Origin of the sequence: Anabaena azotica FACHB-119 (assembly GCF_014697625.1) — a bacterium.
Classification (GTDB): domain Bacteria; phylum Cyanobacteriota; class Cyanobacteriia; order Cyanobacteriales; family Nostocaceae; genus Trichormus; species Trichormus azoticus_A.
The window spans coordinates 133,123-156,057 of sequence record NZ_JACJSG010000001.1 but is presented as its reverse complement, the minus strand read 5'-3'; the positions used below and the strand labels follow the sequence as shown (position 1 = coordinate 156,057).

The window sequence follows — 22,935 nt, the reverse complement described above, 5'->3', positions numbered from 1 at the left end:
ATTTCTAATTATTGCTTAACTGTTCAATTTTGTCAACTAGGTGACAGGTGACAGGTGACAGTTGATAGGTGACACTTGTTATTCTTGCCTTTTCCCCTGCTCCCCTGCTCCCCTGCTCCCCCATCTCCCCCCTGACAGGTGTAGGTTTTTTATTGGTGTTCCAAAAACCTTGGTTTGGGGTGTGAGGGTGTGAGGGTGTAGGGGTGTAGGGGTGGATGAAACAATGATTTTCTCGTTAGTTTTATAGTCCTTACTCACTGCTATATTAAAAACCTACACTTGTGAGCCATCTCCCCCCCCTCCCTCATCTCCCCCCACTCCCTCATCTCCCCCATCTCCCCCACTCCCCACTCCCCACTCTCAATTTATTGAGTGATGATGAATTAGCGATCGAAAATTGGGCATTATTCATGAGTGGATAAATTGCTGATGACTGAACCGGAAGAAGTGAGGGAAAATAACATGATTTCTCTTGAGTATTTATTCTTACATCAAAATAATACTTGGCGTTAAGTCATTGCTAATATTAGTTAAACTCTATAAACCTGACTATCATTAGTTTTCAGCCATCATTACCAACCATAAAAACTCCACCCATAAAAGGATGGAGTTTTGTCAGTAGTCATTGGTTAGTGGTCAGTAGCACTCGACACCTAAAAACCACCCACGAGGAGATGAGGTATTAAACCAGTTCCTTTCAACCACTGACAAATAAAGACTGACAACTGACAAGCGCAGCGTCATAAAAATGATCCAGCAGTACAAGATATAACTACAAAAATGTAGACAAATGAAATCTTTACTGTAGAATCAAAACCAACTTCAAACCTAAAAAATTACGTGTTTATTTTGGAGGTAGGCTTATCAATCCTTCTAGCAGCTTACCAGATGTCAAACTGGTATCAGAAGCAGACTCCTCAGTCTTGCAAATTTGGGGTGGGCATTCTTTGCGGGGTCATGTAAAAATTAGCGGGGCAAAAAATTCAGCACTGGTCATCATGGCTGGAGCCTTGCTATGTTCGGGAGATTGTCGCATTCGCAACGTTCCCTTATTGGCGGACGTAGAGCGCATGGCTGAAGTAATTTCCGCATTAGGTGTACGCCTGCAAAGACAAGGCGACATTTTAGATATCAACGCCAGTGAATTTAAGACATCAAAAGCTCCTTACGAATTAGTAACCCAATTACGGGCAAGCTTTTTCGCCATAGGAGCCATTTTAGCCCGTTTAGGCGTGGCACAGATGCCATTACCAGGGGGTTGTGCAATTGGAGCCAGACCTGTTGACTTGCACGTCCGAGGACTGCAAGCAATGGGAGCCGAAGTGCAAATTGAACATGGTATTTGTAATGCCTATGTTCCTGGTAGCAGTGGCAGATTAAAAGGAGCCAAGATATACCTAGATACCCCTAGTGTAGGGGCGACAGAAACTCTCATGATGGCTGCTACCCTCGCAGATGGGGAAACCATCATCGAAAATGCAGCCAGGGAGCCGGAAGTAGTTGATTTAGCTAACTTCTGTAAGGCAATGGGAGCCAACATTCAAGGTGCTGGTACTAGTACCATCACCATTGTCGGTGTTCCCAAATTACACTCGGTTGACTACAGTATTATTCCTGACCGCATTGAGGCGGGAACGTTCTTGGTAGCAGGAGCCGTCACCCGCTCAGAACTGTTGCTATCACCAGTAGTACCAGAGCATCTAATTCCTGTACTGGCCAAACTACGTGATATTGGTGTGCCAATTATTGAGGAAGCGCCAGATTGCTTACGTATACTGCCAGCAGAAACCCTCAGAGCCACAGACATTGATACTTTGCCCCATCCAGGGTTTCCTACGGATATGCAAGCGCCATTCATGGCTTTGCTGACTTTGGCAGAAGGTGACAGTATTATCAACGAATCAGTGTTTGAAAATCGCTTGCGTCACGCCTCTGAGTTAAACCGCTTAGGGGCAGATATTCGCGTCAAAGGCAACACCGCCTTCGTGCGTGGAGTCCCGGTGTTATCCGGTGCGCCAGTCATCGGTACAGACTTACGCGCTTCAGCAGCCTTAGTCATTGCTGGACTAGCAGCTACAGGAAAAACTACCATCAAAGGCTTACATCATCTTGATCGGGGCTACGATCAACTTGATGTAAAACTACAGCAATTGGGAGCCAAAATTTCCCGCGTAGGCGAAGTTTCAGCAGATACCGAAGTAGCCGCAACTAACAATACTGCATCAGCGTCGATATAGAAGGCAGTTGACAGTTGACAGTTGACAGTTGACAGTTGACAGTTGACAGTTGACAGTTGTCAGTTGTCAGTTGTCAGTTATCAGTTCTCATTCTCCTCTGCTCCTCTGCTCCTCTGCTCCCCTGCTCCCCTGCTCCCCTGCTCTTCTGCTTCCCCCAATCCCCAATCGCTATACTAACTGTGGGAGGCTGTTGATATTTGTTTTTCCAGCTGGCTAAATCATGTCCTTGTTCAAATCTCCGCTCATCGGTTTAAAAGCTGACTCGTTTCGTCATCCATTAGACCTGGAAGCTACTACATCTCTGAAGCAGATACCAGGCTTGGATATGTTGGTACGAAATTTACTAGGGCCAATGGCCGAGCAGGTTTTTTATGTAGAAAATATTGCTTCTAGTGTTTTGGTTGGGGAAAAACAACTGCCTGATTTACACAAGTTGTTGTTGGAAGCTTGCACAACTTTAGACATAGAGCCTCCCCAGTTATACGTAAGACAACATCCCGCTCCTAATGCTTACACTTTTGCTATGCGGGGTAAGCAGCCTTTTGTGGTGCTGCATACTTCCCTAATTGATCTGCTCACACCGGAGGAAGTTCAAGCAGTAATTGCACACGAGTTGGGACATCTTAAGTGTGACCATAGTGTTTATTTGACACCTGTAAATTTGCTTGTATTAGCAGCATCAGCCGTGCCAAATATTGGTGCTGTTGTTGCCCAAGCTATCCAGGCACAACTTTTAGAATGGGTACGCTGTGCTGAGTTTACCTGCGATCGCGCCGCTTTGTTAGCTACCCAAAACCCCAGAGTTGTCATGTCAGTTTTGATGAAGTTGGCTGGCGGTTCACCTACCCTAGCACCACAACTCAATCTCGATGCTTTTATTGCCCAGGCTCGCGCCTACGATGATATTAGTAAAACTGAAATAGGGGAAATGGTCAAAGCTGCCCGCACAGCCCAATTAACCCACCCTGTCCCAGTCCTACGCGCCAAGGAAATAGACCTTTGGGCAAGTAGCCAAGAATACCAATTATTGTTACAAAATCCTGGGCAGAAGCACATCAGTGAGGCTACTGCTAAAGGCGGTTGGCGCAATTGGTAATGGAGGGAAGAGGGGTAAAGGTTAAAGGGGAAAGGGTAAAGGTAATAACTTGAATCCTTTCCCCGTTACCCTTGTTCCTTTTCCCTTTCTAGGTTTTGGGGATTGGGTATAAGTTTTACTTACCTGTTCCCTTGGCTGGATTTTTTTGTGAACTGCTTGAGGTTTGATATGGGTAGTTGTAAGCGATCGCGTAACCGCAAGAGCGTAGCTGAACGCACCATGAGATTCTAACCAAGACACTTAGCTAACTGAAAGTGAAGAATTTAACTACATCTACTGACAAAATATCAAATATCCTGCAATGGAGTAGTAGTGTTTGTGCGATCGCTGGAGGAGTTATTTTAGCTTCCAACACACAAATTAGTAGTTATGGATTTATCTTTTTGGCGATGAGTTCTAGTCAAATGCTCATCTCTAGTATCCGCAACAGAAATACAGTGATGATAGTCTATGCCGGTTCTCTATTTATATTTGTAGATTGCTTTGGCATTTATCGATGGATTTTGCAGTAAATTCTTTTTTCAGGGGCTTAAGTGAGAATATTCCCCTAAGATGATTAACAGGAATGTCAAGTATCTTGAGTAATAAATATTATGATAATTGATATTAAAGTAACCAGTAAAAAGTAGCCCAAGCAAGTCACTGTAAACATTTTATTGATTCAGGTTGTTATTGACTCTAAATTAAGCAAGCTGTTCTTTATCTTCTAAGTAACAATAAATATCAGATTTTGAAGGATTGTTGAGAAATATTAACTTTACAGCTTGCTGTCAGTATAAAAGTATTAAGTTTAAATGCTGAAAATGTCTTTAAATATATTGGTTGATTTCCATGTTTTGTTTTTTGTGAGCGTTAAAACTTGATACAATGAGACTGAGTTCAACAAGCGTAGATACTTGAGAAGTGGTGCAAGTCCCGACCTGAGACTGCGGAGAGTCAGAATTAACCTGAACATAGCTTCTGTGTGACAGAAAATCCTAGAAATCAGACAAATAAAAACATTCTCAAGACTAGCTAATCAAATGAGAACTGAAAAGCACCCTGACAAACGTAAAAGTAGTACAGAACTCTATTTGTGATAGAAACCGAATATTGTGGCTTGTAGTGAGCCTCTGTAAGATGCAAACCTTACCAAGCTAGAAATATTTGACGATATTTTTAGTAACTATGTGACCTGAAATAATCCTGAAAAATGAGGTAGTAAACCGATGTATGAGATTGGTTCTGTAATTGGTTCCTATGTAGGCTCTTTAAGTGGAGCAATTGTTGGTTCAATTGTTGGCTCAGTAGTTGGTGTGTTAAGCGGTTCAGCAGGAGCTACTTTTCTACTTTCTCTGGGTGGCTCCCTTATTGGCTCAGTAGTTGGTTCATTGGGTGGTTCATTGATTGGCGCATACTTTGATGACTTCTGGCATCAGGAGTTGTCATATAACTATAATTATGCTTATCCAAACAATGGTCGTCCCATGAAATCAGCTGCTCCTGTCGATTAGTCAGTTTTCAGGATAGCTGATTGTTAATATATGTATTCTCTGGGTTAACTTTTTCACGCCCTTGCTAAGGCATTGCTCTGGTGATACTACTTGTGATCATCTATGAATCTATCTAAAAAAGTGCGATCGCAGCTATGCGTTGTTGGCAATAGATGCGATCGCTTAATCTTTGCAGTCTTATAATCCGACCACGCTCATCTGTTAACTATTAAGTATTGAAGGTTTAGATTGTGTTTACTGCAAACTCCCCATTTATTCAACGTTAGAGTTAGCTGATGGACTAATGACATATTCGGGGTAAGCTGGTATACCATGCTCGTGTAAATCCAAACCTTCCAGTTCGCCTTCCTTCGACACACGTAGGGTTGTGGTCAGATTCACCAAATACATTAATCCCAGTGCCACAACAAATGTAGACAATGTAATAATCAGGTTGCCGATAATTTGTGCGCTTAACACCTGTATTCCTCCACCATAAAATAAACCTCTTAATGGTGCAGAAACATCAGGTGAAATAGGGCCTGTAGTACCAAATTCACCAGTGGCAAACAAGCCTAGCGACCAAGTTCCCCAGATACCGCAAAAACCATGTACAGGAACTGCACCGATGGGGTCGTCAATCCTCAGCCATTCTAAGAGGTCTATGCCCAGAACTACAACTACCCCAGCTACCGCCCCAATCATGATCGAACCTGTCGGATTTACCCAATAGCAGGGGCAAGTAATCGCCACTAAACCCGCCAAGAACCCATTAACTGTGAAACTCAAATCCCACTTTTTGGTTTTTGGATAAGCGAAAAACAGTGCGGACAGACCGCCTGCACAAGCAGCCAAGGTTGTATTAGCAGCAACCCGTCCAGTTCCCTGAAAGTCCATCGCTGAGAGTGTTGAACCAGGGTTGAAACCGTACCAACCAAACCACAGAATCAGACCACCGGAAGCAGCAATTACCAAATCATGGGGCAACATTGGCGCACCACCGTCACGCTTAAACCTCCGACCTAAACGCGGCCCCAGAATAATCGCACCGGCAAAGGCAATGAATCCCCCAATGGTATGAACAACTGTAGAACCGGCAAAGTCATGGAAACCAATTCCTAAATCCCGATAACCGCTTACTACCCGCACAATCACAACATTATCTTCAAAAACTCGATAAAAAATAATGTAGCCATTTAGTGGTATTCCTCTCAGCCTGGGGTCAAACTTGGCGTAACTTCGTCCTAGATTGGGGAATTGAGCTATGTTTTGGCATTTTTTATTAAATTCATGAATAAATCTTTCGCCAGCCTTGACATTGCTTACTAAAAAATAATCCAAAATCTCATCTAAATCTTGGCTTGCTTCTTTGGCAATATAATATTCCATTATCCTTGAGTCTCACGGGCTAGGCGTAATTTCTCCTCTAATCTTGCCATCACCACTTCACCATCTAGTACCTCTCCGCGTTCGATGGAAGCCAACCCAGTAGCTAGTTTTTTCTGAGTTTCTTCTTCCCATTCCTGATAACCTTGCTCCCATTCCTCCAGCAGTTTCAATGCTTTGACGATTACATCTTCAGCATTTTCATATCTACCTGTAGCAATTCGGGTTTGTATAAATTGCTCGTACTCAGCTTTCAGTCTGTATTGACCGTCTCCCTGATAGTATCTATTGGGTTGGCTGCAAAAGACCCTGCCTATATAACCCTAGTGGTAAGCGTTAGTGGAGGTATAGTGGCTATCAGTACGCTTATTAACTGACATCTTGCACCTTCTAAATAAGCAGGTGGTGAGCAATCCCCACCCTACGAAATCATAAAGGTTTCAAGCTCAGGCTTTCGCAATAAGGCAATAGTGCAAGATATAAGCCTCCAACTAGCGGTGATCGCCACTAGCAAAATATGAAAGAAACACATTTGGCGTAATTCTCTCAAAGCCTTTGTGGGTAAGCGTTTTCAAATGTGTTTCTTGAAAGTTAAGGCTGACTACGTTTAATTATCAGAACATAGGGAGGACAGCCAAGAATAACTTTTAAGTTGTGGTTGTAATTTTCTACAACCGCAACTTAAATATAGAGTTTTTTTAGAAAAATGATTTTTTCTAAAAAGTAGAGAGTCCAGTACAAACCTGATATCTTTTTTGCAGTGTCTTTTCTACTAAGTAAAATGGCTAATCATTCTAAGTTAAGTGAAACAGAAAAAGCAGAAGCAATTGAACTTTTGAAAAATGCAGGATGTAATTCTCACCTTAATCCCTCTGTAGGTTATGAAGAGTATATGTATGCTGCTGTTCTACGGTCTGATAGAACAACAGCCGAAATACAAAAAATTTATGATCAGTATCAGAAACAGTCTCAGGAGAAATGGGATGATAACAGGGATGATAGAGAAGTTAGTATACAAGTGCAAAAAGCTTTAGGGCTTTGGGAAGATTAAAACTTTTGTAGCCTTTTGTCTATCCTTGATGCAGATGTAATTGCACCCAACCCGTTATTCCTGACAGGTACGATTATCTACCGTGGGTGGAACGCCATCTCACTTAATCTTTTGGGCTTGCTCCCTCTTTAACAGAGATATCAGGATAGAGCAATATAAAAGTTAAAACATCCTCAAAGCTAAAAATAGCTAATTGCTAGGCTTTAAATCAATCAGCAATTAGCTATTTATTATAGTTAACAATAGAGTTCTAACTCAACGCTTCCGCACCGCCGACAACCTCAAGCAGTTCTTGAATAATAGCGGCTTGGCGGGCTTGTTGTAAAACAAGGAAGGATTTACACATCTGTCCGTCTGATACATAAGAATTGTTAGCCAACTGGTTGCATAGAACTGATTTGCCCTAGCTCAACACTGACAGCATCAAAGCGATCATCCCCTGGACGGTAGGATAAAATTTCTATACCAATTGGCTCGCCACTTACCCCATCTTTAATCAAAATCACCCCGTCTCCAAGCTCAGTGGCAATTTGGTTTTTTCTGGGAAATTGCCAAAATACACTTAATAGCTCCATTTCAGGTTCGTAAAACACCTTTATTTGCGCCACACTATTTCGCCCTCCTTAATAGCATCGGTTTGGTAGGCTGTAATCAAAAATCTATTTAACTTTTCACGTTATGTGGAAAAGTTAACGCCAGACCTAACCCCCCAGCCCCCTTCCCTTGTAGGGAAGGGGGAGCAATTAAAGCCTCTCTCCTTTTAGGGGAGAGGTTTGGAGAGGGGTTTTCCAGATACTGTGAAAAGTCTGGTATCACATTTGTTTGTCGCATATGCCCAAAAGCAAAATAGCTAATTGCTAGGCTTTAAATCAACCAGCAATTAGCTATTTGTTATAGTTAACAATTGAGTTCTAAGTCAAAGCTTCCGCACCGCCGACGACCTCAAGCAGTTCTTGGGTAATGGCGGCTTGACGGGCTTTGTTGTAGGACAGCGATAGAGTCTTGATTAACTCACCGGCGTTATCGCTGGCGTTACTCATTGCTGTCATCCGCGCAGCTAGTTCACTAGCGGCTGACTCTTGCAACGCCCGTAGTAACTGGTTGCTCAAGTACAAGGGCAACAAGGAATCGAGAATTTGTACGGGGTCTTGCTCGAAAATCATGTCGCGGGGCAAAGGACGGACTTGGCTGGTCACGGTTTGCCGTTCAACTTCAAATTGACCACCACGAGTTGTCAGACGGAAGATTTCGTCATCGGCTGCTTCTAAACCTTGGGGGTCAAGAGGTAGCAGAGTTTGAATTACAGGACGAGAACTTACCAAGGAGACGAAGCGGGTGTAAACTAACTCGATGCGGTCTACTTTTTCTGAAAGGAACAAGGACAGCAACTCGTCAGCAATTTTATTAGCTTCATCGGCAGTGGGGATTTGCTCTAAGCCAGTATAAAAAGCGGAAATTGGTTGCTCACGCCGTCTAAAGTATTGTTCAGCTTTCCGCCCAACAATGACAAAAGTATAATCTACACCTTCGGCTTTGAGTTCTTTGGCGCGGTTTTCAGCACGACGGATGACGTTGGTATTGTAACCGCCGCACAAACCACGATCGCCTGAAATTACCAACAACCCTACTGATTTCACATCACGTTTTTTCAGTAGTGGTAAATCTACATCTTCAAACCGCAGACGAGTTTGCAAGCCATACAATACTTGTGCCAAACGGTCAGCAAAGGGACGGGTAGCAATTACCTGTTCTTGGGCGCGACGTACACGCGCCGCCGCTACCAGCCGCATGGCTTCTGTAATTTTTTTGGTGTTTTTGACCGACTGAATGCGATCGCGTATTGCTTTGAGATTAGGCATGATTTGTGTTCAAGAATTTGGGAGGCGACCGATGATGAATTACATCATGACTTTTGTTGATTCACCACTTCGCTAGTTCAGCACTCAGTAGTATCTCTCCTTAGATTCTACCAGCAACGCCACCCAAGCTTATCTTAGTTTCTGATGATTTAGGATTTCACAGGCAATTCTCTCAAATCGATTGACAGTAAAACTAAATCATCGTTATTACTTATAAATTATCTGGGTCTATACCGAGCGATCGCAATCTTTGCGCCAATATTTCCGCCCGTTGACGTTCTTGTTCCGCCCGTTGACGTTCTTGTTCCGCCCGTTGACGTTCTTGTTCTGCCCGTTGACGTTCTTGTTCTGCTCGTTCTTCTGGTGTAGGAATCCAGTTACCTGCTGCATCATACCAACGCAGCCATAAACCTGCTGTTTGTTGATATTCACCTTGCCACACCCCTAAACCTAATTGTAATTCCTCGAACCAAAACCTCTGGTCTTGTAGTGTCACGGCTTGATATTTTGTTGCTGTTAATTGAAACACACGCAACTGATTTTCATAGCGGTCAAAAACGATGTAATAAGGAATACGTAAATATTGTTCATATACTTGCCATTTGGTCGGCGGCTTGTTGGCACTTCTGGAGGTTTGTCCCAAATCTTCTGCTTCTGTGCCTGGTGAAAGTAATTCTACAATTAAAAATGGGGCAATTCCCTCTTGCCAAACAACGTAACTGAGGCGCATTTGTTGTTGTTGTTGAGCGCGAGTTACACCTAAGACCAAAAACCAGTCTGGTCTTTTTTGCCACAGCCGATTCCGCGCATCGTAGTATAAGTTTAAGTCTGTGCCAATGAACATTTCCCCCTGTGGATAATTTGGGGGTTGACAGGTTTCTCTTAATAGTTGGGGTTGGAAGTCGTGAAATTCGTCTGGCAAACCCGGCTCCTCTGGGTCTTCACTAGGAAGATCATACATTGTCGGCATGGTTTCCGACGGTGGCAGGGGATGAATTTGCTCAGGTGTGTCTAGATCCTGCGGATCTTCACTCTTGCAATCATACATTGTCGGCATGACTTCGCTGGGCGGACGCGGTGGGTCAATCTGGTACATGGCAGTTTTTCTTGCCGGGACTATCTATTTTATTTTAGGGTGTAGATTGGCGATCGCGTCTTTCTTTGAAGTTAGCCATGACTTATCCTCTCATGATGGAGGATTTTAGAGGCGATCGATGATGAATTACACCATGAATTTTGTTGATTCACCACTTCGCTAGTTCAGCACTCAGTAGTATCTCTCCTTAGATTCTACCAGCAAGGAACCCCAAGCTCATCTTAGTTTCTGATGATTTAGGATTTAAGATGATTACTAATTCTTATTTTTGCTTTTCTTTTTCTTCACGCAGATATTTTTTGTAACTTTCTGTTCTTTAATAAAGGCTTTTCTGGCAACTTCTGGTAAAAGTGTAGCAGTAACTTCAACTAGATGTGCTAGTCCATGCGCTGGAATCTTGTACTCAGCAGTAATTTGAACTGGCTTTGCCAAAACTGGAATAACATCATTGACTGGTAAATCTCGTTTTTTAATAAATTCCAGTAACTTACTATTTTGAGGATCAAGTGTTTGGGTAAGAACAATAATAACTGGTACTTCTTGTTTAACTATGTCTTTAATCCATTTTTCCTCAGCATCCTCAAATCTTCTTAACTGCTCATTAATACAGAACCAGACAAAATGAATATGATTTTGAATAGGTAGCTTGCGTTGCTCGTTAATTAGTTTAGTAACTTCGTCTTTTAGACGTTGAATTACTCGCCCAGTTAATTCTAGTCCTGGAGAATCATAGACTGTAATAGGACAATTTGGTTGGCTATACTCCTGAATATCTTGAGTTATTGGTTTGCCTATTCCAGTTATTGCTAATTGTTTTGTAAAAACAGCATTTAAGAGAGTACTTTTACCTACCCCAGTTTTACCGAGTAATAAGATATTACATTGACCAATGTCTTTGGCAAAGGATTCGTATTCTTTATTAAAAGTATCACGCAGCTGCTCATTACTATAACTAGTATTGTTATCAGCCATTGATGGAAGTACCTTAATCAAGGTTTTTAACAAATTATAGCACTAATCATAATTGAATTTGCTATTTTTATAAATTTTAATGAAATATAAGCAAATTTTTCCTGAAAATGAACTTCATTTCTAAGGGTAGAAACTTTATTTATAAAGTTTCTACCGAACTCATTTGGTACAATCTCATTGATACTGGGTCTTATCGCAGTACTTCTTATATTCTTCTGTAAAAATCTCTATAAATTGTCTGATTTCTTCCTCAGTTAGTATCTTTTCATCTATTAGTCTTAAAGAATTACGCTTTAGAGTATCAATCCAAGCTAAACAAAGCAATGATGTTGATGTTCCCGCAACCAAAGCATCGTTTATTGAACCTACCACTGGTACTAAACTAGTTAGAATTGTAGATGCACCAGTTGTTAATATAGCTCCAGCAAATGCTTGGAACTCTGGTGATAACAATAATTCCTGTTCTTCTTGCTTCAATCCAAAGATTGAACTTATTTTTTTTAAAATAAGCAGTTGTGTCGGAGGAAGAATAGTTGGACTAACAGGAAGCACAGGATTTAATGCAATAAGACTAGTTACAGAGGTATACACAGCAGTCAATTTCTGTGCTTCTTGTATTTTGAGGTCGATACTAGCAACCTGTTCGCTAATAAACGCTTGTTTTGCTTGTTTTTCCAGAAGACTAGCAGTTTGTCTAACTAAAAGGTCTAGGTTCTTTTCTGGGGATGTGTATTTATCGCTAATTTTCTCTTCTACAGCCAGAACTGGGATAAGTGGAACTCTATTTTTGTCTATAATTATTTCCTCTTCCTCTGTAATGCAATGTATTAGAGATTTAAGTTTTTCTTCTTTTATAGCTGTTCCATTCTTGATTGCTATGAAAAGCTCATGTAATTCCGGTTGCTTTATTGTTCTTGTTAAGACAATAATAATCGGAATCTTATTTTGTTTTTCTCTTAAATCAGTAATCCATTTTTCTTCTATATCCTCAAATCTTTCAGAGTTGGAGTTAATACAGTAGTAAATTACATCAATTGTTACACCTGGAAATTTTGTGTGCCTGCCTTCTATTAATGCCTCAACATCTCTCTTATTGCTTTCAGTATTATCTCTATTTAATTCCCCATCCGCTAACTCTAATCCTCTTGAATCAAAAGCTACGATGAGACATTCTTTTTGCTCATATCTGGTTAGTTCACCAGTTACAGGTTTACCTGCACCAGATGGAGCTAGAGTTGTTCGCAAGATAGAGTTAATTAATGTACTTTTACCAACACCTGTTTTGCCTATTAATAAAATATTACATTTAGGTAACTCATTATAATCTTCAAGGTCTTTAGTCTGACCTTGTAATTTATCAGCAATTTGCTGTTGCCATTTCCGAAAATCAGGCAAAAAATTGTCAATATCCATGATTTTTACTAATATTTTTAGTAAATTATTCTACTATGTTTGACAATCCACACCATACATTAATTCTAAATTTTTATTAAAATCTATACGTTTCTACTTGGAATGGTGAGAAATATTTTTCTTGCATACAAAAAAGAAAACCGAGTTTATTAATAAGCGTTTATCTATAAAATAATAGATTTGCTTTAAAACTCGGTTTATACAAAATATAAAAAATTTACGCTGCTGCTTTGAAGGTCTTTTTGTATTCGTCTAAAGCAGCCTTCAATGCTTTTTCTTCGTCATCACCTAATACTTTCTTGGACTGTACGTCTTGATAGTAGGGGTTAACACCAGACTTCAAGTAATCTCTAAAGCCCTTGGTGAAGGTGGTGACTTTATCAACTGGGATATCATCTAAATATCCGTTGATACCAGCGTAAAGAATCGCTACTTGTTCAGCTACAGACAGAGGTTGGTTTTGGGGCTGCTTGAGGAGTTCGCGCAGACGTTGACCCCGTGCTAACTGGTCTTGGGTAGCTTTATCTAAGTCAGAAGCAAATTGCGCGAAGGCTTGTAAGTCGTCAAACTGTGCGAGTTCCAGTTTAATCTTACCAGCAACTTTTTTCATCGCCTTGGTTTGTGCCGCAGAACCTACACGGGATACCGAGATACCAGGGTTTACCGCCGGACGCACACCAGCGTTGAACAAGTCAGAAGATAGGAAAATCTGACCGTCAGTAATAGAAATTACGTTGGTAGGAATGTAAGCGGAAACGTCACCAGCTTGGGTTTCGATGATGGGTAACGCGGTCATGCTACCTTTACCCAATTCGTCGCTGAGTTTAGCAGCACGTTCCAACAAGCGGGAGTGGATGTAGAATACGTCTCCGGGGTAAGCTTCCCGTCCGGGTGGACGACGCAGTAGCAAGGACATTTGGCGATAAGCTTGTGCTTGCTTGGACAAGTCGTCGTAAACTACGAGGGTAGCTTTGCCTTTGTACATGAAGTACTCAGCAATGGTAGCGCCGGTGTAAGGAGCCAAGAATTGTAGGGTAGCGGGTTCACTGGCACTAGCAGCAACTACTACTGTATAGTCCATTGCACCTTTTTCTTGTAAGGTTTGGACTACGTTAGCGACGGTGGAAGCTTTTTGACCAACGGCTACGTATACACAAACTACGTCTTCGCCTTTTTGGTTGATGATGGTGTCAATAGCGATCGCAGTTTTACCTGTTTGACGGTCGCCAATGATTAATTCCCGTTGACCACGACCGATGGGAATCATCGAGTCGATAGCGGTGATACCGGTTTGCATGGGTTCGTGTACAGAACGACGTGCAATAATACCGGGTGCGGGAGATTCAATCAAACGGCTTTCGGTGGTTTTGATATCACCTTTACCATCGATAGCGCGACCCAAAGCATCGACAACGCGACCAATGAGGGCTTCGCCTACACCAATCTGAGCAATTCTTCCAGTAGCGGTAACGGTGCTACCTTCTTGAATTTCGCGGCCTTCACCCATCAGTACCGCACCCACGTTATCTTCTTCTAAGTTTTGAGCGATACCAACTGTACCGTCTTCAAACTCTAGAAGTTCGCCAGCCATAGCCTTTTCTAGACCATAGATCCGAGCGATACCGTCTCCAACTTGTAATACAGTACCAACGTTAGCAACTTTAACCTCTTGGTCGTATTGCTCGATTTGCTGTTGAATAATACTGCTGATTTCGTCAGGTCTAATTGAAATGCTCATGTGAGTATCTTTTTTTTCTTGCGAGACGGAACATATTTAATAGACGCGATGTTACTTTTCGCGTCTGCATTTAGTTGGAGGTGTTAAAACAGTTATCAGTTATCAGTTATCAGTGCTAACAGCGTATGGTGGGTGATTTAAAACAGTTATCAGTTATTTGATCACTGTTCACTGTTAAACGCCTTCCACCAATTAGTGTGGTGTTTCGTCAAGGATTTAATTGATAACTGTTTACTGTTCACTGTTAACTGTTAAAGCTAATGTGATACTAGCTTAATCCTCTGAACTTTTTAGCTATTGCTGAGGCGCAAGGAAAGGCGACGTAGTTGACCCCGGATACTAGAGTCAATTACTTGAGAGCCTACTTTGATGATCACACCACCAATCAGTTCACTGTCTACCTTAGTTTCCAGTTCTACTTGACGAGCCTTGGTGATTGCCAGTACCTTTTCTTTAACTGCTTGTAGTTGCTCTTCGGTTAATTCCACAGCAGAAGTGACTTCCGCCAATACGGTTTGATTCAATTGCCGTAATAGCGCCAAATACTGCTTGAGAATCTGGTCTAAGAAAAATATGCGTCGCTTGTCTACCAACAACAGCAAGAAGTTACGCAGGTAAGGGTTAGCACCTTCACCCAATATTTGTGTGATGAGACCTTTTTTGTTCTCAGCTGAAATAAAGGGGTTGTCAATAAAGTTTCGTAGCTGTTGATTTTCCGCAAGCAATTTCAGCAAAGTACGCGCATCTTCGCCGAACTCTTCCGTCAAGTTTTTGGATTGGGCGATTGACAGCAGTGCTTGGGCGTAAGGTTGGGCTACCTCAGTGTTTGCTACATTACTTGTCATACTCCGCCTCCCAGTTGTGCGATGCTACGGTCAATTAAAGTTTTTTGTGCATCACCACTAATACCGCCTTGCAGTTCCGCCTCGACCTTTTGCAGAGCCAAAGTAACTACACGCTGACGCAACCCGGCGATCGCTTTATCTAGGTCTGCATTCAAGTCTGCTGCGCCTGCTGCTTTCAAGCGTTCAATATCTACAGCCGCTTGATCAAGGATAGCTTTGCTAGCAGCTTGAGCATTTTCTTGGGCTGCTGCTTTAATTCTTTCAGCTTCCGCTTGTGCTTGCTCTAGCTTTTGTTGCGCCTCTTTCAGTTGCTTGGCTGCATCTGCGGCGCGTTGTTCTGCATTCTTAATTGCTGATTCAATGTTTTCGCGGCGAGTTTTCAGGGTAGTACCCAGCACTTTCCGACCAAAAACAAACAGCACAGTAATAATAATGGCCAGGTTGATCAGGTTGGTTTCTAGAACATTGGTATTAAAACCAAAACCACCTTCAGCCGCACCTTCTGCCAATTCACCCCCAACGGCGCTGGCTTGGGCCATCAACAGTAAAAAAGTCCCCATGATTTTTCATCCACAACTGCGCTGTCGGTTTATGTCATTTATCCTTCGTCATTCTTGCCAATGACTAATGACCAATGACTAATAACTAAATGTATTGAGTTAGCGCTGGTTTACTAGATCGGCTCCTAAAAGCTTTTCTAGGATTTGGCGACTTAGCGCATCCACCTGTTGCTCTAAAGAAGCTAGAGCTTGCTGTTTTTGCTCCTCAATTTCACGAGCAGCCTGTTCTTTTTGTGCTATTGCTTCTTGTTGAACTGCTGCAATTTTTTGAGCAGCGATTTTTTGGGCTTCAGCTTGAGCATCAGCAATAATTGTTTGTGCTTGTCGTCTAGCTCCTGCTAACTCTTGCTCATAAGCCTCTGCTAATTTCTGAGCTTTGGACAAACGCTCTTGGGCTTCTAATTGATTGTTACGGACATACTCATTGCGTCCATCAATCGCATTACCCAGGGGTTTGTAGAGAGTAGCATTTAGTATCAGAGCTAACAATAGAAACTGGATTGCCATCAAAGGTAAGGTAGCATCTAAATCAAATAGCCCGCCTTCCTTGGCAACCTCTTCCACCGCCAATAAGGTGATCCAATGTGTCATGTTTGCTTGTTCCTATCTACTATGTTAGCCCTGAGTCTGAGTTGTAAGTTATGAGTTAGAGTTAAACGCTTAACTCTTAACTCCTAACTACATTTACTCAGCACTCAGCACTCAGCACTCTGTACTGAATTATGCGAAGGGGTTAGCAAACAACAATACTAGAGCAACTACTAGACCGTAGATGGTTAGCGCTTCCATGAACGCCAAGCTGAGTAGTAATGTACCGCGAATTTTACCTTCTGCTTCGGGCTGACGAGCAATACCTTCTACAGCTTGTCCTGCTGCATTACCTTGACCAATACCAGGGCCGATCGCAGCCAAACCAACAGCTAGAGCAGCAGCTAAAACGGAAGCAGCAGAAACTAATGGATCCATGATATTCTTTCCTTACTTTAATGAAACGAATGGTTTTGTCTGTTGTGAGCCAGTGCGGTCTTGAGGGTTTCCCCCATGAGCAACTGGCGAATCAGAAGGGTTAGTTGTCAGTTGTCATTTACTTAATGACTAATGACAAATGCTAATGATGTCCCTCATGCTCTTCGCCATGATGATCTTCCATCGCTTCACCGATGTAAGCAGCAGCCAAAGTAGCAAAAATTAGTGCTTGGATAGCGCTAGTAAATAGTCCCAACGCCATTACTGGCAGAGGTACAAATAAAGGCACTAGTAATACCAGAACGCCGACTACAAGTTCATCAGCTAAAATGTTACCGAATAAACGGAAACTTAGGGACAGGGGCTTGGTGAAATCTTCAATAATTTTGAAGGGCAACATGAACGATACGGGCTGAACGTAGTTGCCAAAATACCCCAATCCTTTCTTGCTGAATCCCGCGTAAAAATACGCCAAAGATGTCAACAATGCTAATGCAACAGTTGTGTTGATGTCGCTTGTTGGTGCTGCTAGTTCTCCCTCTGGCAAATGAATTAGCTTGAAGGGAACTAACGCCCCAGACCAATTTGACACAAAAATGAACAAAAACAAAGTGCCAACGAAAGGCACCCAGGGGCGATATTCTTTTTCGCCAATCTGGTTTTTTGCCAAATCCCGAATAAATTCCAGTGCATACTCCATCAGGTTCTGTATGCCACCAGGAATCCGTTTAACGTTACTGCTTGCAGCCAAAGAAGCTAGCACTAGCACGCCAATAACAAACCAGGACGTGAGGAAAACCTGACCGTGCAATTTTAAGTTTCCTATTTGCCAGTACAGATGTTTTCCCACTTCCAATTCGGCAAGTGGAACAGAGTAAAAGTTCAGAAAATTCAACATTTTCCTTCCATTTCGATTGCTTCTCCTAGTTAATATTAACCGGAGAATAGGAGCCTTTTAAGGTTGCCGGAGCTTTGGCGGGTCAGAAATAAACGCCACCCTAACTACATAAATGATGAGCGTTGCTTTATAAGTGAGAAATCCCAAAAATATGGGCATTATTTGCAGTTGATTCCACCGCGATGCTAGCAAAATCAGCGCTATTAATAACGCCAACCGAGTTTTACTCAGTGACTGTTTTTCTCTACCTAAACGCTCAACATCTTTTGCCAACATCCTCAAGTAAACCACACCTGTACACGCCCCTAATAGATAATTCAGGGCAATGTTCAAGGAGTAAAAAATCCACACAGAGACAAAGATAACCCCTGTTAAGACAAGCGTGATTAACAACAACTCTTGATAGAGTTGATAAAACTCCTGCATAGAAGAGTTTGCTGGTTCTGTATCCTCAAAACCAGGTTGAGTCTCTTGTCGTGTTGTCGGAGTGGGTGCAATTGGTTCTTCTGACAAGCTCACGGGACTTGAAACCAGTACAGCTAACTTATTATGACTGCACATTCAGTCAGCTGAATCATATCACGATCCGGTAACAATACTTTAGAAAAAAACAATTAACTTCTGGTCAAGGTCATATGGACAGCATAAAGCTCACTCTAGGGAAAGGCTAGATTGATACTCTACCCTAGTCTCTATGCTGTAACCCAGGCTGAAAAATTGCGAATTTTAGCTAATTTTGGTGATTGACTATCCTCCAATCTTTCTTTCACGAGGTCTAGCGATCGCTGTTGTGATGGAGTCAGATTTTATCAAATCAGCTAGTGTTTGAGGCGAAATCACACCACTGCTAAATTTTTATAAACTCCGACTTGTAGAGTTTACATCCCCAGTTGGCTATGGCAACTGCTAGACACACTTCTACTTTACATGAGATTTCCGAAAACGGGTTGTGGGCGATCTTTTTGGGAGAGTGTAGGGGTATGGGGATGTAGGGATGTGGGGGTTTTAGTTTCTACACACCTTTTATGCTGCTTGGGTATAGCGCAGTAGACCTCTTGCATAAATACTTTGGCGTTGCTGACAATATTATTTTCAGGCTCACGCAAAGACGCTAAGACGCAAATAAGAACGCAAAATAATAAGTCTTAAAGTTATATATTTTGCGTGTTTAATTATTCGTGCAAGAGGTCTAATTAAGCAGGTGTTAGTATTATGAGTTGCTGTTTAATCAGGTTTCTAACCTCATACAAGCTTATTTGCACAGTTGATAATATATCCGTCACTGTGGAATTACCATCACATTTCTGTAAAAATTCAAATTCTGCTGGTGACAGGTTCACAACTTGGTAATCGTAATTAAATAACACTTGACTGGGAAATCCATCAGTACAAGGATTCAGTTCAGGAATTGCTTGGAGTAAGCTATTATCCTCTGACCAGTCGGTTTTGGTGATGGGTGGACGACCGAGGAAAAATTCGTAGTGGGTAACTTCTGGGTCGAGTAATTCTATTAAACGATAACGTTGGCGATCGCTCAACTCTCCCGCCCGTTCTATCAATTCTGGTGCTTTCCCCAAAAGCCTGTCTAAATTCCAAAAACCGGGATTGGAAAAACCAATAAACTCTAATCCTGAAGCGTTAATTAATTCAAATAAAGTATCAACGTTGTAGTCAATCTCTTGGGGATGAACGTACATATCCGCAAAGCATTCATCCCTTTGGTTTTCCATCGCCCAACGTTCTTTTTCTCGCTTGACAAGACGGTTATTTTCTGGTAGGGAAGCGAATATTTGCCGACCGACTTGTACACCATCGCGGTAGTCGCCTCGCTTCTCATTTTGCAGGAGTGCGATCGCTTTTTGCATCAGTTGAATTTCCCAGCGTCCCAACTCCCCATACACAAAAATGTGCATCAAGCCACCGGGAGCTAATTTTTTCGCCAAAGCCTGAATACCCCGAATTGGGTCAGGTAGGTGATGTAACACACCCACGCAGTTAATTAAATCAAACTCACCCGGTAACTGTTCCACATCGTACAAACTCAGGTGATGAAACTCAACGCGGTTAGCACCGGAACGCTGACACCGTTCTTTGGCGACAGCTAGAGTACCTGCACTTAAATCAATTCCCACTACCTGCGCTTGCGGGTTGAGATGTACTAGATATTCTGTCCCCACACCTGAACCACAACCAGCATCCAAAATGCGGATGTCTTGCTTTGCTGGTTTGCGTCCTGTACAAAAACTATAAGCCGCTAACCAATTCCAGCGCCAGTTGTAACCAGGTGGTGGTTCATCGAGGATGGGTTCTGGGGGAAATGGGTATGTATCGTAGAGTTTGGCTACAGCACTACTTACAGCTTGAGAGTCAGACATGATCAGGCACAACGCAGCATTTCTGAGTTTAGCGGATAGGGGCAATTAGGGCAAAGGTTGATATTCTCAGAAAGTAGGAAATTTAAAGCTACAAAGGGATAGAGACATTACTAAAAATCACTCTCAGCTACTTGTGGGCGAAGGAAGAGTAGGTACTTATGGAGACTTACTCAAACTCGGACGCAGGGGTGACAACCTCACCCCGCATCATATACCCTCTAATGCTTTTATGAAAGCCAAAGTTCCAGGTTATACAACAGACCAAGGGTTTGCCATGATGATGGAACATTTATCACCAGGAAAAGGAGGTCGTCATCGGCAAACTATTTCTTATGGAAAATCGCCTAATTTAAGTTTATCTGCTAGAGAAGTATTAGCAATAGAAATCTGGGATGTCCGTTCTATTTACCTTGGTCAGGGTTTGTACAATAAATATATCCGTGAAAGCTTACAAACATTAATTAGATTGAATAAATTAAAATGGAGAGGTATTTTTGATAAAGGAAATACAAGGTTATGAATCAAACTGAGTTAATAGCAGTTTTAAAAGATAATCGCTTGATGCGAACAGAAGAAGAAACTGCTAGGTTTGAAAATGCTTTAAATGAAATATTGGAAAATGCCGATGAGCAATATTTATCTGAATATCATTTAATTTTAGATGATAAATGCCAACAGCCAGAGGTGATGTTCGGCTTAGTTCACTTTTTGGAATCTTTTGATGTTGAAAAACAAATTACAGCCTTTATCAAGGTTGTCCCTCAATTAATGATTAATGCTTCTGAATGGGCAAGAATCATACATGAGCGAATTTTAAATGATGAATTAGCTTGTCATGTTTATAACCAGCTTTTACATTCAGCTAATTTAGAAACGCCTCATTTTATTTATTGTTTATTAGAAGCAAGTGTGATTAATCGTCAAAAGGAGCAAGATGAGAGTTTAGGTGAATTGCACATTAGCTAGTTTTTTAATATATTTGATTGAGCTATAAAAGCGATCGCAAATGCTATGTTTATATTGCGATGATTAAAGCGATCGCACACTTAGTAAAATTTTAGGTGACTTATTCTTGAATCAAATAAAGTCCAAATACCCTAGCTGGTGGATTATTATATGTGAAATCCCCCCGAAAGTAGCCATCAATTGGTGACGGTGTTGGTTTGGCAATTACTCCCCATGTTTTATTAAGACGTGGTGATGTGACCTTCTGGATATCTGGATTAATTGACATGGGGATATCCATATAAGCATCACAACTGTTGAATGTTTCAGGATAAACCCTCAATAAGTTAGTTCTTATAGTTTGTCTCAAACCAATAGAGTTTTCTACTTCAACCTCTTCTCGCCAGTAATCTTCCTCTTGTGGATGATGATATGATGGCATCTGATAGTCTTCTGCTCGCAATATTTTTATTAAGTCATTTCTATCTTCATTATTGCCTATTTTGCCAAGCATTTCTGCCGTAGTAATAGACTTATTCTCCTTTTCTTTTAGTAATTCTTGTTCAATTTCTTGAATATTTTCTAATACCTTGTTATCAACTTTTGTCTTTAATAGTTCACCAGATTTATAAAGGAACTGGGAAAAAGTATACATCCAAATTTCCATACCAGTAAAATCATACATTTCTCTAATCAAGTCTTCACGAGGTTTTTCAATTCTTTTCTGCTCGTTTTTATAACACCAGTCCTCTTTGATATCATTAATTATTAAAATTATGGGTTTTTTGACTGTCTTAGCATGATCTATAATTTGTTTCCAAAGAATTAAATCTCCATAGATACTTAGCCCTTTTTTATCATCTTCTTTACCTTTTTTATCATCTTCTTTATCTGCATTTCCAGGTTTATCTGCATATCCGGGAGGAATTTTTGAGCGATAACGTAATTCACCCTCTTTAACAATTTCCATAAGTTTGTCAAAACTGTATCCTTCACCTACTTCAAAATATTTATTAAATATTTCAAATACTGGATCATTTTGAGCAATTTCTTCTATCTTTATTTCTTTGTTGGCTATTTCCTTTTTTATTCTTTCCTCGAACTCTGCCAATTCATCTTTAAAAATATTTAAATGATTGTGCAATGATTCCTTTAAATCTTTGATTACACTTTCAAAATCTTCGATGAATGTTTTATCTTCAAAATAGGGATGTTTATCCTCTTTGGCTATTTTTTCTTTTAAACTTTTGAATTGTCCTGATATTTTATTTATTTCTTTGGTACTTAAATTATTTATCTCTTCTACGCCTTGACTTATTTTATTTATATATCCGCTATCATTATTTGATTTTGTTTGTTCTAAATTTTTGTTATTGCCATTATTAATTTTTTCACACTCTATCAAAAATTTGTAAGCTTTAATGGGCTTTCTACTGGTTTTTTCTTTATTTTTTAAATATTCATATTCTACTTGTTGAGGAATCCACAAACGACCAATAAGTTTTGTAAAAATATTTTCAGATATAGAGCGCCACTCGTTATCTGAATAAGAATAAAATTCCAGTAAAGCAGATGAATCAAAAACAAAAATGCAGTCTTGCCATAATCTCTTTTCTCTATCGTCCGATAGGTTATATATTTCTATACTTTTCTTATTTATCATATTGTATTACTTTCTGTTTAATTAGAACTAAATACCTATAAACTATTTTTGAGTTTACCATACACCAATATAAGTTTACAGTAACTTCTTATGAATCCATTGTATAAAAATTTATACAGAACTTAAATATTTTTAATTATAGCAACAATAATTCTTAGCTTATTTAGAAATTAACAAGCCTTTTATGCCTATTTTTTGACGCTAAGTCAACGGTTATCAACGGGTAGGACGTTTATCTACGTTTAAATTTTTCCACATTTATGGCAACATTTTCGCCTTGCCACGCCACTACATTTTAAGGTTTACTATAAAAAATAAATAATAATTAACATTGATAACCACTAATTGAGAATAACATAATTA

General features: G+C 40.8%; 25 protein-coding genes. 7 read left to right on the top strand and 18 right to left on the bottom strand.

Translation table 11 applies throughout. The annotated features are described in order from the left end of the window. The first annotated feature begins 863 nt into the window (after window positions 1–863). Together murA and H6G83_RS00700 are read left to right on the top strand one after the other, a co-directional pair. Entirely contained in the window at window positions 864–2,237 is a 1,374-nt protein-coding gene (murA, locus tag H6G83_RS00705) for a UDP-N-acetylglucosamine 1-carboxyvinyltransferase (RefSeq protein WP_190465870.1), read from the top strand. A 220-nt stretch (window positions 2,238–2,457) separates the two neighbouring features. After that, window positions 2,458–3,333: a M48 family metallopeptidase gene (locus H6G83_RS00700; RefSeq protein WP_190465601.1), complete on the top strand. Its 876-nt coding sequence runs from the start codon at window positions 2,458–2,460 to the stop codon at window positions 3,331–3,333. A gap of 21 nt (window positions 3,334–3,354) precedes the next feature. Here the strand turns inward: H6G83_RS00700 and H6G83_RS00695 are convergent, their stop codons facing one another. Further along, window positions 3,355–3,573: a hypothetical protein gene (locus tag H6G83_RS00695; RefSeq protein WP_190465599.1), complete on the bottom strand. Its 219-nt coding sequence runs from the start codon at window positions 3,571–3,573 to the stop codon at window positions 3,355–3,357. 14 nt (window positions 3,574–3,587) lie between these two features. Between H6G83_RS00695 and H6G83_RS00690 the strand changes: the two genes are divergently transcribed. Further along, window positions 3,588–3,845 carry a hypothetical protein gene (locus H6G83_RS00690; protein WP_190465597.1) on the top strand — a complete coding sequence of 86 codons (258 nt, stop codon included), beginning with the start codon at window positions 3,588–3,590 and terminating at the stop codon, window positions 3,843–3,845. 696 nt (window positions 3,846–4,541) lie between these two features. Beyond that, window positions 4,542–4,826 carry a hypothetical protein gene (locus H6G83_RS00685; RefSeq protein ID WP_190465595.1) on the top strand — a complete coding sequence of 95 codons (285 nt, stop codon included), beginning with the start codon at window positions 4,542–4,544 and terminating at the stop codon, window positions 4,824–4,826. 252 nt (window positions 4,827–5,078) lie between these two features. Here the strand turns inward: H6G83_RS00685 and H6G83_RS00680 are convergent, their stop codons facing one another. Then, entirely contained in the window at window positions 5,079–6,194 is a 1,116-nt protein-coding gene (locus H6G83_RS00680; RefSeq protein ID WP_190465593.1) for a type II toxin-antitoxin system RelE/ParE family toxin, read from the bottom strand. Beyond that, window positions 6,194–6,448: a ribbon-helix-helix domain-containing protein gene (locus tag H6G83_RS00675; protein WP_199328270.1), complete on the bottom strand. Its 255-nt coding sequence runs from the start codon at window positions 6,446–6,448 to the stop codon at window positions 6,194–6,196. The genes H6G83_RS00680 and H6G83_RS00675 overlap by 1 nt, the downstream gene beginning before the upstream one ends. Before the next feature lie 524 nt (window positions 6,449–6,972). On the opposite strand from H6G83_RS00675, the gene H6G83_RS00670 reads away from it, so the two are divergent. Continuing rightward, the gene (locus H6G83_RS00670) at window positions 6,973–7,242 is read left to right on the top strand and encodes a hypothetical protein (protein WP_190465591.1); all 270 of its coding nucleotides are present in this window, start codon (window positions 6,973–6,975) and stop codon (window positions 7,240–7,242) included. A 250-nt stretch (window positions 7,243–7,492) separates the two neighbouring features. On the opposite strand, the gene H6G83_RS00665 is transcribed toward H6G83_RS00670, so the two are convergent. From H6G83_RS00665 to H6G83_RS00600, 14 genes are all read right to left on the bottom strand, one after another. Beyond that, complete coding sequence (locus H6G83_RS00665) at window positions 7,493–7,621, bottom strand: F0F1 ATP synthase subunit gamma (RefSeq protein ID WP_242044363.1); 129 nt, start codon at window positions 7,619–7,621, stop codon at window positions 7,493–7,495. Then, entirely contained in the window at window positions 7,614–7,850 is a 237-nt protein-coding gene (locus H6G83_RS00660; protein ID WP_190465589.1) for a hypothetical protein, read from the bottom strand. The genes H6G83_RS00665 and H6G83_RS00660 overlap by 8 nt, the downstream gene beginning before the upstream one ends. Before the next feature lie 303 nt (window positions 7,851–8,153). Then, entirely contained in the window at window positions 8,154–9,101 is a 948-nt protein-coding gene (locus tag H6G83_RS00655) for a F0F1 ATP synthase subunit gamma (RefSeq protein ID WP_190465587.1), read from the bottom strand. Window positions 9,102–9,312: 211 nt separating this feature from the next. Further along, on the bottom strand, window positions 9,313–10,197 hold the full coding sequence (locus tag H6G83_RS00650; RefSeq protein WP_190465584.1) for a Uma2 family endonuclease: 885 nt from the start codon (window positions 10,195–10,197) through the stop codon (window positions 9,313–9,315). 255 nt (window positions 10,198–10,452) lie between these two features. After that, on the bottom strand, window positions 10,453–11,169 hold the full coding sequence (locus H6G83_RS00645; protein ID WP_190465581.1) for a GTPase: 717 nt from the start codon (window positions 11,167–11,169) through the stop codon (window positions 10,453–10,455). Between the two features lie 174 nt (window positions 11,170–11,343). Continuing rightward, entirely contained in the window at window positions 11,344–12,582 is a 1,239-nt protein-coding gene (locus tag H6G83_RS00640; RefSeq protein WP_190465580.1) for a GTPase, read from the bottom strand. A 217-nt stretch (window positions 12,583–12,799) separates the two neighbouring features. Continuing rightward, window positions 12,800–14,320, bottom strand: coding sequence for a F0F1 ATP synthase subunit alpha (atpA, locus tag H6G83_RS00635; RefSeq protein WP_190465577.1), 1,521 nt, complete (start codon window positions 14,318–14,320; stop codon window positions 12,800–12,802). Between the two features lie 290 nt (window positions 14,321–14,610). Then, window positions 14,611–15,165: an ATP synthase F1 subunit delta gene (gene atpH / locus H6G83_RS00630; protein WP_190465575.1), complete on the bottom strand. Its 555-nt coding sequence runs from the start codon at window positions 15,163–15,165 to the stop codon at window positions 14,611–14,613. Next, complete coding sequence (locus H6G83_RS00625) at window positions 15,162–15,725, bottom strand: F0F1 ATP synthase subunit B (protein ID WP_190465572.1); 564 nt, start codon at window positions 15,723–15,725, stop codon at window positions 15,162–15,164. Before H6G83_RS00625 ends, atpH begins: the two co-directional genes overlap by 4 nt. A 99-nt stretch (window positions 15,726–15,824) precedes the next feature. Continuing rightward, window positions 15,825–16,316, bottom strand: coding sequence for a F0F1 ATP synthase subunit B' (locus tag H6G83_RS00620; protein ID WP_190465570.1), 492 nt, complete (start codon window positions 16,314–16,316; stop codon window positions 15,825–15,827). A 129-nt stretch (window positions 16,317–16,445) separates the two neighbouring features. Further along, a complete protein-coding gene (atpE, locus tag H6G83_RS00615; RefSeq protein WP_010994186.1) occupies window positions 16,446–16,691 on the bottom strand; it encodes an ATP synthase F0 subunit C in 246 nt (81 codons plus the stop codon). A 142-nt stretch (window positions 16,692–16,833) separates the two neighbouring features. Further along, entirely contained in the window at window positions 16,834–17,589 is a 756-nt protein-coding gene (gene atpB, locus H6G83_RS00610; protein ID WP_190465568.1) for a F0F1 ATP synthase subunit A, read from the bottom strand. A 57-nt stretch (window positions 17,590–17,646) separates the two neighbouring features. Continuing rightward, complete coding sequence (locus H6G83_RS00605; protein WP_190465566.1) at window positions 17,647–18,108, bottom strand: ATP synthase subunit I; 462 nt, start codon at window positions 18,106–18,108, stop codon at window positions 17,647–17,649. 674 nt (window positions 18,109–18,782) lie between these two features. Continuing rightward, a complete protein-coding gene (locus H6G83_RS00600) occupies window positions 18,783–19,964 on the bottom strand; it encodes a class I SAM-dependent methyltransferase (protein WP_190465563.1) in 1,182 nt (393 codons plus the stop codon). Window positions 19,965–20,097: 133 nt separating this feature from the next. Here H6G83_RS00600 and H6G83_RS00595 point away from each other — a divergent pair, with 133 nt between their 5' ends. Next, on the top strand, window positions 20,098–20,484 hold the full coding sequence (locus tag H6G83_RS00595; protein WP_242044361.1) for a hypothetical protein: 387 nt from the start codon (window positions 20,098–20,100) through the stop codon (window positions 20,482–20,484). Then, window positions 20,481–20,930, top strand: coding sequence for an Imm30 family immunity protein (locus H6G83_RS00590; RefSeq protein WP_190465561.1), 450 nt, complete (start codon window positions 20,481–20,483; stop codon window positions 20,928–20,930). The genes H6G83_RS00595 and H6G83_RS00590 overlap by 4 nt, the downstream gene beginning before the upstream one ends. A gap of 100 nt (window positions 20,931–21,030) precedes the next feature. Here the strand turns inward: H6G83_RS00590 and H6G83_RS00585 are convergent, their stop codons facing one another. Continuing rightward, complete coding sequence (locus tag H6G83_RS00585) at window positions 21,031–22,572, bottom strand: PIN-like domain-containing protein (protein WP_190465559.1); 1,542 nt, start codon at window positions 22,570–22,572, stop codon at window positions 21,031–21,033. Between the last annotated feature and the right edge of the window lie 363 nt (window positions 22,573–22,935).

Bases quoted from the DNA above. Each gene is read 5' to 3' on its own strand.
- H6G83_RS00700 (WP_190465601.1), top strand. From the start codon at position 2,458: ATGTCCTTGTTCAAATCTCCGCTCATCGGTTTAAAAGCTGACTCGTTT.
- H6G83_RS00685 (WP_190465595.1), top strand. From the start codon at position 4,542: ATGTATGAGATTGGTTCTGTAATTGGTTCCTATGTAGGCTCTTTAAGT.
- H6G83_RS00680 (WP_190465593.1), bottom strand. From the start codon at position 6,194: ATGGAATATTATATTGCCAAAGAAGCAAGCCAAGATTTAGATGAGATT.
- H6G83_RS00670 (WP_190465591.1), top strand. From the start codon at position 6,973: ATGGCTAATCATTCTAAGTTAAGTGAAACAGAAAAAGCAGAAGCAATT.
- H6G83_RS00655 (WP_190465587.1), bottom strand. From the start codon at position 9,101: ATGCCTAATCTCAAAGCAATACGCGATCGCATTCAGTCGGTCAAAAAC.
- H6G83_RS00650 (WP_190465584.1), bottom strand. From the start codon at position 10,197: ATGTACCAGATTGACCCACCGCGTCCGCCCAGCGAAGTCATGCCGACA.
- H6G83_RS00645 (WP_190465581.1), bottom strand. From the start codon at position 11,169: ATGGCTGATAACAATACTAGTTATAGTAATGAGCAGCTGCGTGATACT.
- H6G83_RS00640 (WP_190465580.1), bottom strand. From the start codon at position 12,582: ATGGATATTGACAATTTTTTGCCTGATTTTCGGAAATGGCAACAGCAA.
- atpA (WP_190465577.1), bottom strand. From the start codon at position 14,320: ATGAGCATTTCAATTAGACCTGACGAAATCAGCAGTATTATTCAACAG.
- atpH (WP_190465575.1), bottom strand. From the start codon at position 15,165: ATGACAAGTAATGTAGCAAACACTGAGGTAGCCCAACCTTACGCCCAA.
- H6G83_RS00625 (WP_190465572.1), bottom strand. From the start codon at position 15,725: ATGGGGACTTTTTTACTGTTGATGGCCCAAGCCAGCGCCGTTGGGGGT.
- H6G83_RS00620 (WP_190465570.1), bottom strand. From the start codon at position 16,316: ATGACACATTGGATCACCTTATTGGCGGTGGAAGAGGTTGCCAAGGAA.
- atpE (WP_010994186.1), bottom strand. From the start codon at position 16,691: ATGGATCCATTAGTTTCTGCTGCTTCCGTTTTAGCTGCTGCTCTAGCT.
- atpB (WP_190465568.1), bottom strand. From the start codon at position 17,589: ATGTTGAATTTTCTGAACTTTTACTCTGTTCCACTTGCCGAATTGGAA.
- H6G83_RS00600 (WP_190465563.1), bottom strand. From the start codon at position 19,964: ATGTCTGACTCTCAAGCTGTAAGTAGTGCTGTAGCCAAACTCTACGAT.
- H6G83_RS00590 (WP_190465561.1), top strand. From the start codon at position 20,481: ATGAATCAAACTGAGTTAATAGCAGTTTTAAAAGATAATCGCTTGATG.
- H6G83_RS00585 (WP_190465559.1), bottom strand. From the start codon at position 22,572: ATGATAAATAAGAAAAGTATAGAAATATATAACCTATCGGACGATAGA.